Here is a 17,077-nt window from a genome sequence, read left to right as displayed (position 1 = left end):
CTCGGTCAGGCTAGCCTGGCGCAGGTGAGCCGGGTCCTGCTGGTAACCAACGACTTTCCGCCCCGACGTGGCGGCATCCAGTCCTATCTTGGGGAATACGTTGGCCGTCTGATCCAAGCTGATTCCGGAGTCGGGTCGCATGACGTGATGGTGTACGCGCCGCACTGGAAAGGTGCCGACACCTTTGACGACGCTGCCCACGATGGCGGCTATCGGGTAGTGCGCCATCCGGGCACGCTGATGCTGCCCGGCCCCACGGTCGATGCCCGGATGCGCCGGCTGATCGCTGACCATGGCATCGACACTGTCTGGTTCGGCGCGGCAGCGCCGCTGGCCCTGCTGGCGCCGCGTGCCCGAAAGGCGGGAGCTACTCGGGTGCTGGCCAGCACCCACGGCCACGAAGTGGGCTGGTCAATGCTTCCGGCTGCACGCTCGGTGCTGCGTCGCATCGGCGACGGCGCCGACGTCGTAACCTTCGTCAGCCGCTACACGCGATCGCGTTTCGCGCCAGCCTTCGGGCCCAGGGCCGCGTTGGAATACCTCCCGCCGGGGGTGGACACCGACCGGTTCCGGCCCGATCCGGCGAGCCGAGCCGAGCTACGTGACCGCTACCGGTTGGGCGAGCGGCCCACCGTCGTGTGCCTGTCGCGGCTGGTGCCGCGCAAAGGCCAGGACATGTTGATCAGGGCATTACCGTCGATCCGGCAGCGGGTCGACGGCGCAGCGCTGGTGATCGTCGGGGGCGGCCCGTATCTCGAAGCGCTGCGGAAGTTGGCTCAAGGTTGTGGAGTGGCCGACCACGTGATATTCACCGGGGGCGTGGCGGCCGCCGAACTACCCGCTCATCACACGCTGGCTGACGTATTCGCAATGCCCTGCCGCACCCGCGGCGGGGGTATGGACGTCGAGGGTTTGGGCATCGTGTTCCTGGAGGCCTCGGCTACCGGCGTGCCGGTAATCGCCGGAAAATCCGGCGGAGCCCCGGAAGCTGTGCGGCACAACAAGACTGGACTGGTGGTTGACGGCAGGTCGGTGACTATGGTGGCCGACGCGGTCACCGAGTTGCTGACCGATCGTGACCGGGCCGCCGCGATGGGCGCCGCCGGGCGGCAATGGGTGACGGCCGAGTGGCGCTGGGATACGCTGGCAGCTCGGCTGGCGGATCTGTTGCGCGGCAACGACAGCCGCTAATCCTTCTCGTAGATCGCCTCAATGTCGGAGGCGAACTTCTGGGCGACCACGTTGCGTTTCACCTTCATCGTCGGCGTCAGTTCACCGGTCTGCTCGGTGAAATCAACCGGCAAAATGCGGAATTTGCGGATCGACTCAGCATGGGACACCGAGAGGTTGGCCTGTTTGACGGCCGCGTCCACCTCGGCCGCCAAGTCGGGGTCGGTGGTCAGATCGGCTACCGCTGCGTCAGCGGCCTTACTGTTGCGCTGCTTCCAACCATCGAAGGCCTCGGGGTCGATGGTGATCAGCGCACCGACGAACGGCCTGGCGTCCCCGACGACCATCGCCTGGCTGATCAGCGGGTGAGCCCGCAGCTGATCCTCTAATACCGCTGGGGCAACATTCTTACCGCCGGCGGTGACGATGATCTCCTTCTTGCGGCCGGTGATGGTCAAGAAGCCGTCTTCGTCGACCGCACCGAGATCGCCTGTCTTAAACCAGCCTTCGGTAAATGCCTCGGCGGTCGCTTGTTCGTTGCGCCAATAGCCGCTGAACACCACACCGCCGCGTACCAACAGCTCGCCGTCGTCTGCGATGCGCATACTGTTACCCGGCAGCAGCTTTCCAACGGTCCCGACCTTCACGTCGCCGACCTGGTTAAGCGTGATGGCCGCACTGGTCTCGGTCAGCCCGTAGCCCTCGTGGATGGTGAGGCCCACCCCACGGTAGAAGTGGCCCAGCCGCGCGCCCAGGGGTGCGCCGCCCGACACCGACGCGTGGCAGTCGCCGCCCAGTGCCGCGCGCAGCTTGTGGTAGACCAGCCGGTCGAACACCGCGTGCTTGGCGCGCAGCAGCAGCCCCGGGCCGCCGCGGTCGGAGGCCTCGCTCCAGTCGACTGCCGTCTGTGCGGCTATCGCGAAGATTCGACCTTTGCCGTCGTTGGCCGCGTTTTGCTCAGCGGTGTTGTACACCTTCTCGAACACCCGCGGCACCGACACCACCACGGTCGGCTTAAACACCGCCAACAGCGGCAGCAGATTCTTGATGTCGCTGGTGAACCCGACGGTCATCTTGTAGGTGAGGGCAGCCAAGGTGAGAGCTCGGGCCAGCACGTGCGCCAGTGGCAGGAAAACCAGCAGCCGCTGACCCGGCTGCAACAACGTCGGGAGGCATTCCTTGGCGCCCCGGACCTCGTAGAGCAGGTTGGAGTGCGTGAGTTGACAACCTTTGGGGCGACCGGTGGTGCCCGACGTATAGATAAGTGTCGCCGGGTCCTGAGCCCGTAGCGCCTCGAGCCGGCTTGTCAGCTGAGCCGCGTCGACCGATGCGCCGGCTTCAGCGAGTTGGTCAAGCGCCTTGGCACCCGCGCCGTCGATCTGCAGCACCTGACGCAGGGCGGGCAGTTCGCCGGCGAGCTGATTGACCATCGCCGCGTGCGCGTCGGTCTCCGCGAACACCAACACCGCGTCTGAGTCCTGCAGCACCCAGCGCACCTGCTCGGCCGACGAGGTCTCGTAGATCGGCACGGTCATCGCGCCCACGGACAAGATCGCCAGGTCGAGGATCGCCCACTCGAAGCGGGTGGCCGAAAAGATGGACACCCGGTCGCCTGCTTGCACCCCCAGCGCGATCAAACCAAGTGCCGCGGAGCGAATTTGGCTGGCCGCTTCGGCGCATGTGACGTCGGTCCAGACGCCGTCGATCTGGCGTTGGTAAACGACCAAGTCGGGATCATCGCGCTCGTGCTCGAAGACCACGGCCGCGATGTTGTCGTGCTCGCCGACGGAAAATCGGGTTGGGACGCTGGACTCACGCACTCTGTTGACCTCGCTTGACCTTGAGACGTTTCCGGGGCCGGCTTGCTGTGGCACAGCCTAGCCCAGCGTTCATAGCGGATGGAGGCGGTCGGCCAGGGTACCACCCCGGCTTGGCCGCCGGCTCGCCCCGGTGCCTACCCCTTTAGGCCCCTCAGGTGCGTGTGTGAAGCTGAGGCCCATGAACTCCACGAACAGCATTCAGATCGCGGACGAGACGTATGTTGCTGCCGACGGCGCACTAGTAGGTGCCGCGGTCGCCGATCGGTCGAGCTGGCAGCGGTGGTGGCCTGATCTGCGGCTGCAGGTCGTCGAGGACCGGGCGGACAAGGGCATCCGGTGGGCGGTGACGGGCGCCCTGACCGGCACCATGGAGATCTGGCTGGAACCCTTAACGGAGGGGCTGGACGGGGTGGTGCTGCACTATTTCCTGCATGCCGAGCCGGCCGGCGTGGCGGCCTGGCAGTTGGCCAAGATGAACATGGCCAAAGTGACGCACCGCCGCCGCGTGGCAGGCAAGGCAATGGCCTTTGAAGTGAAAACGACACTGGAACGGTCGCGCCCCATCGGGGTTTCTCCGGTAATTTAACTCCGATCAAGGTTGGCTCGAGAGAGTACCGTTTCTGCCGGGGGATCGAGAGGGACTCTCGCAGATGGCCGCGGTCGACCCGCTTTGCGGGAAGGGAACTGGAAGGGACTAGCCAGGTGGCGGACAAAACGACGCAAACGTTCTACATCGATGCGAATCCAGGTGAGGTGATGAAGACGATCGCCGACATCGAGTCCTACCCGCAATGGATTTCGGAGTACAAGGAAGTCGAAGTTTTAGAGGCCGACGACGAGGGTTACCCGAAACGGGCGCGAATGTTGATGGACGCAACGATTTTCAAAGACACCTTGATCATGTCCTACGACTGGCCGGCGGACCACCGATCGGTTAGCTGGATTCTCGAATCGAGCTCGCTGCTGAAGTCCCTCGAAGGCTCGTATCGCTTGGCGCCCAAGGGGTCTGGCACTGAGGTCACCTACGAGCTTGCGGTCGACCTTGCCATCCCGATGATCGGTATGCTCAAGCGCAAGGCGGAACGCAGGTTGATCGATGGGGCGTTGAAGGACCTGAAGAAACGAGTCGAGGCTGAGTGACTCCAGTGAATTCCGGGTGCCGGCCCCGGCCCGGATCAGTCTTTTCGTTGGCAAAGGCGGGGTAGGAAAGTCCACCCTGGCTGCCGCCACAGCGGTACGTGACGCGGGCGAGGGGCGGCGGGTGTTGGTGGTCTCCACCGACCAGGCGCATTCGCTGGGCGATGTGCTGGGCGTCGCGGTTGCGCCCACCGGTCACGGCGACCCGGTTCGGGTGCTCGGCTATGACGTAGCGGCGGGCGGCGGCTTTCTCGACGCGTTGGCGCTGGACACGTTGGCACTACTCGAGGCCCGGTGGCGGGATGTGGTCGACGCCCTGGACCGGCGATTTCCCGAGTCCGAGTTGAGCAGTATTGCCCCCGAAGAACTTTCAGCGTTGCCGGGTATCCAGGAGGTGCTTGGTCTGCACGCGGTCGGCGAGCTCGCGGCAGCTGGCCGATGGGATCGCATTGTGGTCGACTGCGCCTCGACCGCAGATGCGTTGCGAATGTTGACCCTGCCCTCCACGTTTGGCCTCTATGTGGAGCGTGCGTGGCCACGCCACCGCAGGCTGTCCATCGCTGCCGGCGACGCTCCATCGGCGGCGGTGGTGGAGTTGCTCGAGCGCATCAGCGCCAGCGTTGAGCGGCTCGGGGCATTGCTGACTGACGGTTCGTTGGTCAGTGCGCACCTAGTACTGACCCCAGAGCGGGTGGTCGCGGCTGAGGCGGTTCGGACGCTGGGTTCGTTGGCGCTGATGGGCGTACGGGTCGAGGAGCTGATCGTCAATCAGGTGCTGGTGCGAGATGAGTCGTACGAGTACCGAAGCCTGCCTGATCACCCGGCGTTCGCCTGGTATGCCGAACGCATCGGTGAGCAACGCGCCGTCCTCGACGAACTCGACGCCACCATCGGTGACGTAGCGCTGGTCATGACTCCGCACTTGTCCGGAGAACCGATCGGCCCCAAGGCGCTGGCCGCGCTGCTGGACGTTGCCCATCGTCGGCGCGGACCCGCGCCGCCGGGTCCGTTACGTCCTCTCGTCGACCTGGAATCCGGATCGGGACTGGAGTCTGTCTACCGATTACGACTAGCGTTGCCCCAACTCGATCCCGCAGCGCTGACCCTGGGTCGGGTCGACGACGACTTGATCATCAGTGCCGGCGGGTTGCGGCGCAGAGTTCGGTTGGCCTCCGTCCTGCGCCGGTGCACGGTGCTGGACGCACAGCTGCGGGGCAGTGAGCTAACAGTTCGTTTTCGACCGGATCCGGAGGTGTGGCCGACATGAGTGGGGGTCACGCCGACATTGGTCCGGAGCTGCGCAAGCTTGCCCAGGTGATCCTGGACGGGATCGACCCCGCGGTGCGGTCCGCGGCGGCGCTGGCGGCGGGCGCTAACGGCGCCGGCAAATGCCAGCAGGCGTGGTGCCCGGTATGCGCACTGGCCGCGGTGGTCACTGGTGAGCAGCATCCGTTGCTGACTATCATCGCGGACCACAGCGTCGCTCTACTGGATGTGATCCGCGCCATCGTCGACGGCATCGAGCGGTCGGATAAGACTCCGCCGGACGGCCCGCCCGGCGGAGGCCTGGCCACCGAGACGCCAGCTCAGACCACCGCAGGCAATGGCACCGTGAAGACGCGTTACCAGCCCATCCCCGTTAGTGTCGAAGACTGATCGGCGGAGCGGGAAGTGGTCCCGCCCGTCATGGGTCGGTACAGTTGGCGCAGAACACCATCCGGTTCGGGGGAGAGGGAGGGCCATGTGGTACTGGCTGTTCAAGTACATCTTCATGGGCCCCGTGCTTTCCGTGCTCGGTCGACCGAAAGTCGAAGGCCTGGAATACGTCCCGAATTCTGGGCCGGCGATCCTGGCCAGTAATCATCTCGCGGTGGCGGACAGTTTCTATCTGCCGCTTGTGGTCCGCCGTCGGATCACCTTCCTGGCGAAATCGGAGTACTTCACCGGCGCCGGCTTGAAAGGCTGGCTCACCAGCTGGTTCTACCGCACCACCGGCCAAGTGCCCATCGACCGCACCGACGCCGACACCGCCGAAGCCGCGTTGAACACCGCCAAGCGGCTGCTGAGCCATGGCAAGTTGCTCGGTATGTACCCCGAGGGCACCCGTTCGCCCGACGGTCGACTGTATAAAGGCAAGACCGGGTTGGCTCGGCTGACTTTGCAGACCGGGGTTCCGGTGATACCGGTGGCGATGATCGGCACCAACGTCGTCAATCCGCCGGGCAGCAAGATGTGGCGATTTGGACGGGTCACCGTCCGTTTTGGCAAGCCGATGGATTTCTCACGTTTCGAAGGATTGGCTGGCAACCGCGTCATCGAGCGGGCCGTCACCGACGAAGTGATCTACGAGCTGATGGGGCTGTCCGGTCAGGAGTACGTCGACATTTACGCCGCCAGTGTGAAGGGCCGCAGCAACGGCGCCGGATCGATCAACGAGGCCGTGCGCATACCCGAGACCGCGGTGGGATAACCCTGATCAGCTGACAGCCGACACCGGCGTCAGCGTCTGCGTTGTCGAATCCTGTGAGGTCACGCGGGCAGTGACGGTGAGCCCGGCAGCGACAATGACCGCCAACGCCCACCACACATAGGACATCCCGGCAAGTTGGCGCCACCACACCGCGGTCGTCTCCTGATGCTGAGGAAGCAGGTCGATGGGTGTCCATCTCATCAGCGCCACTCCGACGGCGCTGAGCACGGCCACCGCCACGTTCCGGCGTCGCCAGCCCAAGATTCCGGTCACCAGCACTGCCGGCAGCATCCACACCCAGTGATGCGACCACGACACCGGCGAAACCACCAACCCGAACAGGGCGACGCAGATTACCGCCAGTATCGGCTCGCCGGCCCGCAATACCCGTCGCATCGCCCATACGGTTATCGCCAACACGAGCAAGCAACCTGCTGCCCACAGCAGGAAGCGCTCGTGCTCCCCGAGCCCGAGCCGGGCGAGGGCACCCGCGATGTTCTGATCGGTGTTTAATGCCGCGGCACCGATCCGTTCGGTGTTGTGCACGGTGTGAGTCCAGTACTCCCACGAATCCCGCCACGCCAGCACGAAACCAACTAGCGTCGCGCCTGCGAAGGACGCCAAAGACGTGAGCGCTGCGCGGCTGTCGCGGCGCAGCACGAAGTAGAGCAGAAATACCGCTGGAGTAAGTTTCAGCGCGATGCCCAAACCCAGCATCAGCCCGCGTGGCCATGGTGTGCGGCGCGGCACGCAGTCAACAACCACTAGGGTCATCAGCACGACGTTGATCTGGCCGAAGGCGAAGTTCGAGCTGATGGGCTCTAACCAGATCGCCGCCGGGGCCACGATGATCACTGCCAACCACAACCGGCGCAACCAAGCCGGCCCGGGCACTGCCCGCGAGGTGGCCCACACGTCCAGGCGGGTCAGCACGACCATCGTCGAGACGATCAGCAACACCAACGTCGTCAGCGTGATAGCCACGCTGGCGGCCGGCATCTGCAACCAGGCGAACGGGCAGAACGCGATGGCCGCCAACGGGGGATAGGTGAACGGCAAATTCAGCCCGATGGGTGTGTGGAACAACACATCGCCGGTGTATAGCGGATGCCCGTCCAACCAGGCCTGACCGCCCATCTGATAGATGTCAATATCGATGCGGTACGGCGTGTGCCCCAATAATTGCCAGGCCACCTGCCCCAGCGCAGCAGCAGCGAGCAACCAAAGCAGGCAGCAGCGCCCGACCTGCCGGCGTTGACTGCCCACGTCGGGCGCCTGCTGTTTACTCATTTCGCGCAACGGTCTCATGTTGCAGAACAGCGTAATAGGTGTCGCCGCCCGCGAGGTGGCGCGCGCGGCTCACCCACTGCTGGAGAGTGCTGGCGTACGTTTCTAAGGATGGTCCACTGGTTTGCGCCTAGGCTGCTGCGCTGGTTCGCTGATGACATCGTCGACCGTGGTCGATTGCCATTGCTGTGCTGCCTGCTCGCCTTCATCCTGACGTTTTTCGTCACCCGAACTTTCGTGCGCTTGATCCGCCACCGTGCCCAAGCTGGCCGGCCGCCCAGGTGGTGGCAACCGCGAAATATTCACATCGGGTCGGTGCATATTCACCACGTGGCGTTCGGCGTGGTGCTGGTACTGATCTCCGGCCTGACCTTGGTGACCTTGTCTGTCGACGGGCGGGAGCCTGAATTCACTGTGGCTGCAACGTTATTCGGGATCGGTGCCGCATTGGTGCTCGACGAGTACGCGTTGATCCTGCACCTGTCCGACGTCTACTGGTCAGAAGACGGGCGCACTTCGGTGGACGCGGTCTTCGCTGCGGCGGCGGTGGCGGGGCTGCTGATTTTGGGCTTGCACCCGCTGATGTTCTTTCTGCCGATGTGGCATGCCGCCGACTCCGTGGTGCTGCGGGCCGCAATGGGAGGCCTGCTGGCGTTGGCCCTGCCGCTGGCCGTGGTGGTGTTGTTGAAAGGCAAGGTGTGGACCGGCCTGCTCGGCATGTTCATCGTCGTACTGCTGATCATCGGCGCGATCCGGTTGTCGCGCCCGCATGCCCCGTGGGCCCGGTGGCGTTACACCACCCAGCCGGACAAGATGCGGCGCTCGCTGCAACGGGAACGCAAGCTGCGCCGCCCGGTGGTGCGTGCCAAGCTGTGGTTGCAGTGCGCGATCGCCGGCACCCCGCGGCTGCCCGACGAGCGCACCGTCGACGCCCAACTGGATCTCGACGTGCACCCGGCACCTCCGCCCGAGGGCGCATCGTCGGCTCTGTGCGGACTGGCCGCGCACTCGAATTGAGAGAGGGGACGGGTGCGGTACTTCTACGACACCGAATTCATCGAGGATGGCCGCACCATCGAGCTGATCTCGATCGGGGTGGTCGCCGAGGATGGCCGCGAGTATTACGCTGTGTCAACCGAATTCGATCCCGAGCGGGCTGGTAGTTGGGTCCGCGTCCATGTGCTGCCCAAGCTGCCGCCGCCGGCCTCGCAGGTGTGGCGCTCGCGCCGCCAGATCCGTCTGGACCTGGAGGAGTTCTTCGGTGTTGACGGCCCGGAGCCGCCCGACCCGATCGAATTGTGGGCCTGGGTGGGCGCCTACGATCACGTGGCCTTGTGTCAGTTATGGGGGCCGATGCCAGACCTGCCGGCGGCGCTGCCCCGTTTCACTCGGGAAATCCGGCAGTTGTGGGAGGACCGGGGCTGTCCCCAGATGCCGCCGCGGCCGCGCGACCTACACGACGCGCTGGTAGACGCCCGCGATCAGCTGCGCCGATTCCGGCTCATTACGTCCGCAGACGATGCAGGCAGCCGACCGGCGCGCTAAGCAAGGTGCGCTCGACGTAACATTCGCCCTGATCAGCAGTCGGCCCCGGTTACCATAGACCGATGAACTGGACCGTCGACATTCCGATCGACCAGCTGCCGCCGCTGCCGCCGTTGCCGGCTGACCTGCGGGCTCGGCTGGACGCCGCACTAGCAAAGCCGGCCGCCCAGCAGCCCAGCTGGCCCGCTGACCAGGCCGCCGCGATGCGCACGGTCCTTGAAAGCGTGCCGCCGGTGACCGTGCCGTCCGAAATCATCCGGTTGCAGGAACAGCTGGCCATGGTCGCTAAGGGTAAAGCGTTCCTGCTGCAGGGCGGCGACTGTGCGGAGACGTTCGTCGACAACACCGAACCCCACATCCGGGGCAACGTTCGCGCCCTATTGCAGATGGCTGTGGTGTTGACCTACGGCGCTAGCCTGCCGGTGGTGAAGGTGGCTCGCATCGCCGGCCAGTACGCCAAGCCGCGGTCGGCTGACGTCGACGCGCTGGGTCTGAAGTCGTACCGCGGCGACATGATCAACGGCTTCGCGCCGGATGCCGCAGCACGCGAACACGACCCGTCGCGTCTGGTGCGGGCCTACGCCAACGCCAGCGCGGCGATGAACCTGGTGCGAGCGTTGACGTCGTCGGGGCTGGCGTCGCTGCATCTGGTCCACGACTGGAACCGGGAATTCGTTCGGACCTCGCCGGCCGGTGCACGCTATGAGACGCTGGCCGGTGAGATCGACCGCGGACTGGCCTTCATGAGCGCCTGCGGGGTGGCGGACCGGAATCTGCAAACCGCCGAAATCTACGCCAGCCACGAGGCGTTGGTGCTCGATTACGAGCGGGCCATGTTGCGGTTAGCTGAAGCCCCAGAAGGCTCCGATGAGGGTCTGCAGCTCTATGACCTGTCGGCGCACACCGTGTGGATCGGCGAGCGGACCCGGCAACTCGATGGTGCGCATGTCGCCTTCGCCGAGGTGATCGCCAACCCGATCGGCGTCAAGATCGGGCCGACGATGACCCCGGAGCTGGCCGTCGAATACGTCGAGCGGCTTGACCCGGACAACAAACCGGGCCGGTTAACGCTGGTGAGCAGGCTGGGCAACAACAAGGTGCGCGACGTGTTGCCGCCGATCGTCGAGAAAGTGCAGGCCACCGGTCACCAGGTGATCTGGCAGTGCGACCCGATGCATGGCAACACCCACGAGTCGTCCACCGGGTACAAGACCCGGCATTTCGACCGCGTTGTTGACGAAGTGCAGGGTTTCTTCGAGGTGCATCGTGCGCTGGGCACGCACCCCGGTGGCATCCATGTCGAGATCACCGGCGAGGACGTCACCGAGTGTTTGGGTGGCGCGCAAGATATTTCCGATACGGATCTGGCCGGCCGCTATGAGACAGCGTGCGATCCGCGATTGAACACCCAGCAGTCTCTGGAATTGGCGTTCCTGGTCGCGGAGATGCTGCGCGACTAGGAACGCCAACGCTCACAGCAGTCCGCTCAGGTGGCTCCCGATTGTCCATGCCACTGTCGCAACCAACCCGGTGATCGCCACCACCACCGCTACCCAGATCAGGACCATCCGGCGGGCCTGCTGCCGCGCCCAGATGAATTCGTCGATCGCGATACCGGCGAACTGGCCGGAAACCGGTTCATGTTGGTACGCGTACTGGTGCCAGTCCCCGGGTCCGCGGGTCAACTGGCGGGTGGGATGCGGCATGGGTGCGTTATCGACCATGCGACCGCGGTGCAGCGCCGCCGATCGGTGTTGGGCGGAGTTGCGCGGCGCTGGTACTCGGAATGGTGGCAGCGCCAATTCCTCGGCGATGGCGTCCACGTCAGCGGCCATCTCCATCGCGTCGGCATATCGAGCGCCAGGGTCGCGGACCGTCGCGCGCGCCACCAGCTCGTCGAATTGCGGCGGCACACCGGTAATCACCGCGCTGGCGCGGGGGACATCGGTCTCTAGCCGTTGATAGGCGATCGACAACGCGGAGTCGCCGGTAAACGGTGTGCGCCCGGTCAGCAGCTCGTAGGTCAGGATCCCCGCAGCGTAGACGTCACTGCGCGGACTGGCGTCGCCGTCGCGGACCTGCTCGGGGGACAGGTAGGCCGCGGTCCCCAGGATGACGCTTGTCGAGGTGATTCCAGCGGTTGCGACGGCACGTACCAACCCGAAATCGGCGATCTTGACGTCGCCGTCGTCGGAGATCAGGACGTTTTCGGGCTTGACGTCGCGGTGCACCAGGCCTGCCCGATGGGCGGCGGCCAGGCCGCCCAGCACCGCGCGCAGCACCGCCACCACGGCGTGTGGTGGCATCGGGCCGCGTTCGGCCAGCAGCTCGCGCAGTGTGCCGCCCTCGATGAGTTCCATCACCAGAAATGGGTGACGGGCATCGAGGCCCTGGTCGTAAACCGCGACCAGTCCAGGGTCCTTCAGCCGGGCGACGGAGCGGGCCTCGAGCTGAAAGCGGGTCAGGAACTGGTCGTCGCCGGCGTAGCGAGAGTCCATCACCTTCACCGCGACGGGGCGGTCGAGCCGGATGTCGACGCCGCGGTACACCGTCGAGGTACCGCCGCTGGCGATCTTGGTCTGCAGCCGGTAGCGGCCATCCAGCAGCGTGTTTTCCACCGGGCCATCGTAGGTGTCAGAACGTGGGCTCACGGCGGGTACCAGGCTCTACACTTGCGCGGTGGGCAGTATTCCGGCCGGCGACGACGTTTTGGATCCCGACGAGCCAACGTACGACCTGTCCCGGGTCGCCGAGCTACTCGGCATACCGGTCAGCAGGGTGCACCAGCAGCTGCGCGAAGGTCATCTGGTCGCGGTGCGCCGTGGCGGCGGCCTGGTGGTGCCGCAGGTCTTTTTCACCGATTCCGGTGCGGTGGTGAAAAGCCTGCCGGGGCTGTTGACGATTCTGCATGACGGCGGTTATCACGAAACCGAGATCGTGCGTTGGCTATTCACTCCGGACCCGTCGCTGACCCTCACCCGCGACGGCAGCCGCGATGCCGTGAGCAACGCTCGTCCTGTCGACGCGTTGCATGCCCATCAGGCTCGGGAGGTGGTGCGCCGAGCGCAGGCCATGGCCTATTAAGCGGCTTGCGTTTCGCCCTCGCTGGCGCGCGCCTCTGGCGCTCGGTACAGCGCGTACCAGGCGATCAGCGCGCAGGTGGTGGCCAGCGAAAAATGCAGCCATGAATACATGCCATGCGATCCGTCGGGTTTGAAAATCACCATGACCCAGGCCGAGAATCCGGCGATGGTCGCTAGTGCGCGCCGTGACTGGGCCAGCGGCGCCGCTACCGCCAGCGGCCAGGAGTAGTACCACGGCAGGGCAGCAGGCACAAACAACACCACAATCAACATCGACCACGCGATACCGGTCAGCGCGGACCGGTCGTCGCGGCGGAACCGCCACCACAACAGCGGCAGCGATACTGCGATGATCACGATTCCGATAAACCGGGTCACCCGCAGCACGCCGTAGAAGTCGGTCGCGAAGAAACCGTTGGCGAGGGCGTTGACCACGTTCGCTATCGCGGTCGGTACGGTCAGCCAGTTGATGATCTTCACCGAGCCGGCCAGCGCCGTCAGCCACCCCAGGCCGACGCTGGCCGCAGCGGACAATACCGCGAACACGACAGCGAAGATCAACAGCGCTGTCGCGGTGGCAACCAGGAAAGCTTGGGCTGGCCGGTATCCCCGCCGGTCGTGCAGTTGGCGCATCCACACCCAGACCATGAAAGGCAACGAGATTCCAGCGGTCGCCTTGACTGCGATCGCGACCGTGATGAGGGTGACGCCCGCGACATTGCGGCCCTGGAAGGTCAGCGCGATGCCAGCGGTCATCAGGCCCACCATCAGCATCTCGTTGTGCACCCCACCCATCAGATGGATGAGCACCAGCGGGTTGAGAACGCAGGTCCACAGCGCGGTTGGGCCGTCGGCGCCGAGATGGTGGGCCAGTCGAGGGGCAGCCCAGATCAACAGCGCCAATCCCGGCAGCATGCACAAGCGCAGCAGCATGGTTCCGGCCACCACATTGTTGCCCACGGCGATCGTGACGAACTTCGCCACCAAAATGAATGCCGGACCGTAGGGCGCGGTGGTGATCGTCCAGATGGGGCTTACGTCGTCCAGCAACGCATTCGGGTTGCCGACCGGACCAACCAGGTAGGGATCCAGGCCGTCGCGCAGCAGTGCGCCCTGAGCGAGATACGAATAGGTATCCCGGCTGAAGACCGGTACCGATAGCAGCAACGGCGCCAACCAGAAGCCGGTAGTGGCCCTCATCATGAACTCGGTGGTTTGGCCCGCCAGGACACGTCTGCCCAGTCGAAGCCAAGCGATGAGCATCAGACCCACCCCGGTCCACAACAGAATCGACGACAGCACCAGTCCGTGGCCGAAGCGCAACCAGGACATGCACATCGACTCCAGCAGCGGGTCGTGCTGACGGATACTGCCCGCCCCCAGCCCGCCGGTGGTGATCAGCAGCGAGCCCAGCAACCCCAGCTTTGCGGGTCCGGACTCCGGGGCGGCGGCGAACGTACGCAGTCGTGAAAAATATTGGGCAAGATAGCGTTTTGTTGGCGAGCCTGCTTCCGGTGGGCGCGTCGGAGTGGTCATCAGTTCAAGCGGACCGGTTCGTGGCCATGGTAGCCAATTCGGACAGTCCGGCCTTGGCCGTCGCAGTAATGGGTGCGGCGGCCAGCGTGCTCAGCGCGCTGTCAGTGAGCGCGGCGATACGGTCCTCCGCGGCGGCCAACGCACCCACTGACTCGATGACATCGCGGAGTTCGCGCACCTGCGCGTCAGTGAGCGCGGTGCCAATCGAAGTCCGTAACAGGTTGGCCGCCAGGGGATCTGATTTGTCCGCCAATGCCATTGCCTCCGCCATCAACACGGTGCGCTTGCCGGACCTCAGGTCGTCGCCGGACGGCTTTCCGGTCACCTCGGGATCCCCGAACACGCCGAGCACATCGTCGCGCAGCTGGAACGCCACCCCCAGGTCGGTCCCAAATTGGCCGAAGATGCCCGCAATGTCGGGTCTGTCGGCGGCGGCGGCCAGTCCGAGTTGTAGCGGTCGCGACACTGTGTAGCAAGCGGTCTTGTAGGTGGCGACGGACATCGCTGAAGCGATCGACTCCGCGGCGCTGGCCTCGGCAACGATGTCCAGGTATTGCCCTCCCAGCACCTCGGTGCGGATATCGGTCCATACGCGCTGGACCCGCGACTGGGCGTCGGGCGGTAAGTTCGCCCTGCAGACTTGGGAGACGATGTCGTCGGCCCAGGCCTGCGCCAGGTCGCCGATCAGGATGGCTGCCGACTTCCCGAACTGATCGGGCGATCCCCGCCACTTCCGGTCGCGGTGCAGCGCCGCGAACCGCACTTGGGCCGTCGGCCTGCCGCGCCGGGTCAACGACTCGTCGATCACGTCGTCGTGCAGCAGCGCGAAAGCATGCAACAATTCCAACGCGGAAAACAGCAGCAGCACAGCGTTATCGGGCCTCTGGGTCGCGACGGCCTGCCAACCCCAGTAGGCGAAGGCCGGCCGCAGCCGTTTGCCTCCATTCAGCACAAAATCTTCGAGACCGGCGAGCAAATCGCTGTAGTAGTCGCTGCCTTCAGAGCCACGTATGTAGGCGGCCTCGTCGCGCCGGTCACGCAGATACTGCCGCAGTTGGCCGGTGATGGCGCCGGCCAACTCGACGGTTGTGGCTGCTTCTACGCTCAGCGCGACGCCCCTTTCTCCTTCGGCGTGTCTCTGGCCAGACAGTGTATTCCGCAGTGGCGCCGTGGACGTTTCCGTGTGGCGCGGGCAGTGCCAGCTGGCGGTGGCGGCCCACGTTGCTTCGACGTATTCACTAGCTCGCCCCTATGCTGTTTGGGGGACCTGCGTTAGCTGGCGCGCCTGGCCCAGCACGAGCCTGGCCCAGCACGATAGGTTGGCGCGGCGTGGCGCGGCCGGAAAATTGTCACCGATACCCGAGGAGCCGTGTGACCCTCAACACCATCGCGCTCGAGCTGGTGCCACCGAACGTGGACGGCGGTCGGGAGCGGGCAGCCGAAGATGCGCGCAAAGTGGTCGAGTACTCCGCGGAGTCCGGCCTTAGCGGCCGAATTCGGCACGTGATGATTCCCGGGATGATCGCCGAGGAAGACGATCGGCCCATTCCGATGAAGCCGAAGCTGGACGTGCTGGACTTCTGGTCGATGATCAGACCGGAGTTGCCCGGGGTCAATGGGCTGTGTACTCAGGTCACAGCGTTCATGGACGAGGCATCGCTGGGTCGGCGGCTCGCCGATCTATCCGCCGCCGGCATGGAGGGCGTGGTTTTCGTCGGGGTACCGCGCACGATGAATGACGGTGAGGGCTCCGGTGTCGCACCGACCGACGCCTTGTCGATGTATCGCGAGTTGGTGGCTAACCGTGGCGTGATCGTCATCCCCACCAGGGACGGCGAGCAGGGTCGGCTGAATTTCAAGTGCAATCAGGGCGCGACCTACGGCATGACCCAGTTGCTGTATTCCGACGCAATTGTGAGTTTTCTTACCGAGTTCGCCAAGCACACCGACCATCGGCCCGAACTCTTGCTGTCGTTCGGCTTCGTGCCGAAGGTCGAAAGCCGGGTCGGCTTGATCAATTGGCTGATTCAGGACCCGGGAAACGCCGCAGTGGCCGATGAGCAGGCGTTCGTCAAAAGGTTAGCGGCCAGCGAACCTGCTCAGAAGCGACAGCTCATGCTCGATCTGTACCAGCGCGTGATAGACGGCGTCGCCGAGCTGGGCTTTCCGCTGAGCATCCATTTCGAAGCGACGTATGGTGTGTCCCCAGCGGCTTTCGACACCTTCGCGGAGATGCTTGCCTACTGGTCACCCGCTTGCGTGGGACAGTCGGGCGACCTAGCCGGATGATCCGTCGCGGGGTGTGCGCAATCGCGCGGCGCGGTTCCGGCTGAGCCAGGCCAACAGCGCCACCACACCGGCAGCCGCGAACGACGCAATACCCAGCCAGATGCCGGCCCCGGTGAAAGAACGAGTATTGGGATCGGTGTAGCGGGCTTGCGCGCTCATGGTGCTCACGACGCCCGGTTTGAGCTTCCACTCCACGACCTCGGCTTCAATGCGGTCACCGTTGGTGGACGTCACGACTCCGGGGAAGGCGATGGTTAGTTCGACGTCGGCGTCGGGATCGGTCACCGAGGTCAGATCGGCCCGGCCTTCCAGGATCACCAGGTTGCCGTTGCGGCGCAGCGACAGGTTCACACCGGCGGCGTCGGGGTTCATGTTGGCCAGCTGCGGCAACTCGGCGAACGTCAGGTCGGAGAACACCGCTTGGGACCCGACATAGCCGTCGCTGTCGTAGTTCGACACCGCCACCTTCTGACTGAACGGCAAATTGCCGTCGAGCTGTGGGCCGGTGTCCTTGTTATTTTTCGGTTTTGCCGCGGCGATGATCTCCCCGGACACCAGGTCATCGGGTGAGATGGTGATCGAGGCCCTGACCCGCAGGCATCCGGTAGCCAGCGGCACCACCACCAGCAGCAGCAGCGCGATGGCCAGCGCGCGGCGCCGCCGAGCGGTGAATTGTCGGGTGAACAGCGGGGGGCAGCTGGCGGGCACCTGGTCATCGTGCCAGAGCTGCTACCCCGGGT

The 17,077-nt window shown here is 65.1% G+C and carries 17 protein-coding genes; 11 read left to right on the top strand and 6 right to left on the bottom strand.

Annotated features, from left to right (window positions below; translation table 11 throughout):
* Positions 1-24: 24 nt before the first annotated feature.
* Positions 25-1,191: a GDP-mannose-dependent alpha-(1-6)-phosphatidylinositol monomannoside mannosyltransferase gene (gene pimB / locus B586_RS12085; protein WP_054879830.1), complete on the top strand. Its 1,167-nt coding sequence runs from the start codon at positions 25-27 to the stop codon at positions 1,189-1,191.
* Here the strand turns inward: pimB and B586_RS12080 are convergent.
* On the bottom strand, positions 1,188-2,990 hold the full coding sequence (locus B586_RS12080; RefSeq protein ID WP_054879831.1) for an AMP-dependent synthetase/ligase: 1,803 nt from the start codon (positions 2,988-2,990) through the stop codon (positions 1,188-1,190). The genes pimB and B586_RS12080 overlap by 4 nt on opposite strands.
* Positions 2,991-3,168: 178 nt before the next feature.
* Here B586_RS12080 and B586_RS12075 point away from each other — a divergent pair, with 178 nt between their 5' ends.
* The 5 genes from B586_RS12075 (at position 3,169) to B586_RS12055 (ending at position 6,597) form a co-directional block, all read left to right on the top strand.
* Complete coding sequence (locus B586_RS12075; protein ID WP_054879832.1) at positions 3,169-3,576, top strand: hypothetical protein; 408 nt, start codon at positions 3,169-3,171, stop codon at positions 3,574-3,576.
* 116 nt (positions 3,577-3,692) lie between these two features.
* Positions 3,693-4,130 carry an SRPBCC family protein gene (locus B586_RS12070; RefSeq protein ID WP_047314708.1) on the top strand — a complete coding sequence of 146 codons (438 nt, stop codon included), beginning with the start codon at positions 3,693-3,695 and terminating at the stop codon, positions 4,128-4,130.
* A gap of 16 nt (positions 4,131-4,146) precedes the next feature.
* Positions 4,147-5,394, top strand: coding sequence for an ArsA family ATPase (locus tag B586_RS12065; RefSeq protein WP_082129520.1), 1,248 nt, complete (start codon positions 4,147-4,149; stop codon positions 5,392-5,394).
* Complete coding sequence (locus B586_RS12060) at positions 5,391-5,783, top strand: hypothetical protein (protein ID WP_047314759.1); 393 nt, start codon at positions 5,391-5,393, stop codon at positions 5,781-5,783. The genes B586_RS12065 and B586_RS12060 overlap by 4 nt, the downstream gene beginning before the upstream one ends.
* Before the next feature lie 85 nt (positions 5,784-5,868).
* The gene (locus B586_RS12055) at positions 5,869-6,597 is read left to right on the top strand and encodes a lysophospholipid acyltransferase family protein (RefSeq protein WP_047314709.1); all 729 of its coding nucleotides are present in this window, start codon (positions 5,869-5,871) and stop codon (positions 6,595-6,597) included.
* Positions 6,598-6,603: 6 nt separating this feature from the next.
* Here B586_RS12055 and B586_RS12050 read toward each other — a convergent pair whose 3' ends face one another.
* On the bottom strand, positions 6,604-7,887 hold the full coding sequence (locus B586_RS12050) for a glycosyltransferase 87 family protein (protein WP_054880931.1): 1,284 nt from the start codon (positions 7,885-7,887) through the stop codon (positions 6,604-6,606).
* Between the two features lie 108 nt (positions 7,888-7,995).
* Here B586_RS12050 and B586_RS12045 point away from each other — a divergent pair, with 108 nt between their 5' ends.
* The 3 genes from B586_RS12045 (at position 7,996) to B586_RS12035 (ending at position 10,889) form a co-directional block, all read left to right on the top strand.
* Entirely contained in the window at positions 7,996-8,901 is a 906-nt protein-coding gene (locus B586_RS12045; RefSeq protein WP_054879833.1) for a hypothetical protein, read from the top strand.
* 12 nt (positions 8,902-8,913) lie between these two features.
* Positions 8,914-9,429, top strand: coding sequence for a polyadenylate-specific 3'-exoribonuclease AS (locus B586_RS12040; RefSeq protein WP_054879834.1), 516 nt, complete (start codon positions 8,914-8,916; stop codon positions 9,427-9,429).
* A gap of 62 nt (positions 9,430-9,491) precedes the next feature.
* Complete coding sequence (locus B586_RS12035; protein ID WP_047314713.1) at positions 9,492-10,889, top strand: class II 3-deoxy-7-phosphoheptulonate synthase; 1,398 nt, start codon at positions 9,492-9,494, stop codon at positions 10,887-10,889.
* Positions 10,890-10,901: 12 nt separating this feature from the next.
* On the opposite strand, the gene B586_RS12030 is transcribed toward B586_RS12035, so the two are convergent.
* Positions 10,902-12,080, bottom strand: coding sequence for a protein kinase domain-containing protein (locus tag B586_RS12030; RefSeq protein ID WP_211141484.1), 1,179 nt, complete (start codon positions 12,078-12,080; stop codon positions 10,902-10,904).
* Positions 12,081-12,108: 28 nt separating this feature from the next.
* Between B586_RS12030 and B586_RS12025 the strand changes: the two genes are divergently transcribed.
* Positions 12,109-12,513: an Rv2175c family DNA-binding protein gene (locus B586_RS12025; protein ID WP_047314761.1), complete on the top strand. Its 405-nt coding sequence runs from the start codon at positions 12,109-12,111 to the stop codon at positions 12,511-12,513.
* Here the strand turns inward: B586_RS12025 and B586_RS12020 are convergent.
* Both B586_RS12020 and idsA2 read right to left on the bottom strand, forming a co-directional pair.
* A complete protein-coding gene (locus tag B586_RS12020; protein ID WP_054879835.1) occupies positions 12,510-14,048 on the bottom strand; it encodes an alpha-(1->6)-mannopyranosyltransferase A in 1,539 nt (512 codons plus the stop codon). The two genes, B586_RS12025 and B586_RS12020, sit on opposite strands and share 4 nt — an antisense overlap.
* 4 nt (positions 14,049-14,052) lie before the next feature.
* Positions 14,053-15,126 (bottom strand): bifunctional (2E,6E)-farnesyl/geranyl diphosphate synthase, encoded by a 1,074-nt coding sequence (gene idsA2 / locus B586_RS12015; RefSeq protein ID WP_054879836.1) that lies wholly within the window; start codon positions 15,124-15,126, stop codon positions 14,053-14,055.
* Positions 15,127-15,419: 293 nt separating this feature from the next.
* On the opposite strand from idsA2, the gene B586_RS12010 reads away from it, so the two are divergent.
* Positions 15,420-16,337, top strand: a complete 918-nt coding sequence (locus B586_RS12010) for a mycobacterial-type methylenetetrahydrofolate reductase (RefSeq protein WP_047314716.1) — start codon at positions 15,420-15,422, stop codon at positions 16,335-16,337.
* Here the strand turns inward: B586_RS12010 and lppM are convergent.
* Positions 16,326-17,024 (bottom strand): lipoprotein LppM, encoded by a 699-nt coding sequence (gene lppM, locus B586_RS12005; RefSeq protein ID WP_197079927.1) that lies wholly within the window; start codon positions 17,022-17,024, stop codon positions 16,326-16,328. The genes B586_RS12010 and lppM overlap by 12 nt on opposite strands.
* Between the last annotated feature and the right edge of the window lie 53 nt (positions 17,025-17,077).

It is taken from the genome of Mycobacterium haemophilum DSM 44634, from assembly GCF_000340435.2.
GTDB classification, from domain to species: domain Bacteria; phylum Actinomycetota; class Actinomycetes; order Mycobacteriales; family Mycobacteriaceae; genus Mycobacterium; species Mycobacterium haemophilum.
This window is presented reverse-complemented; position numbering and strand designations above follow the sequence as displayed.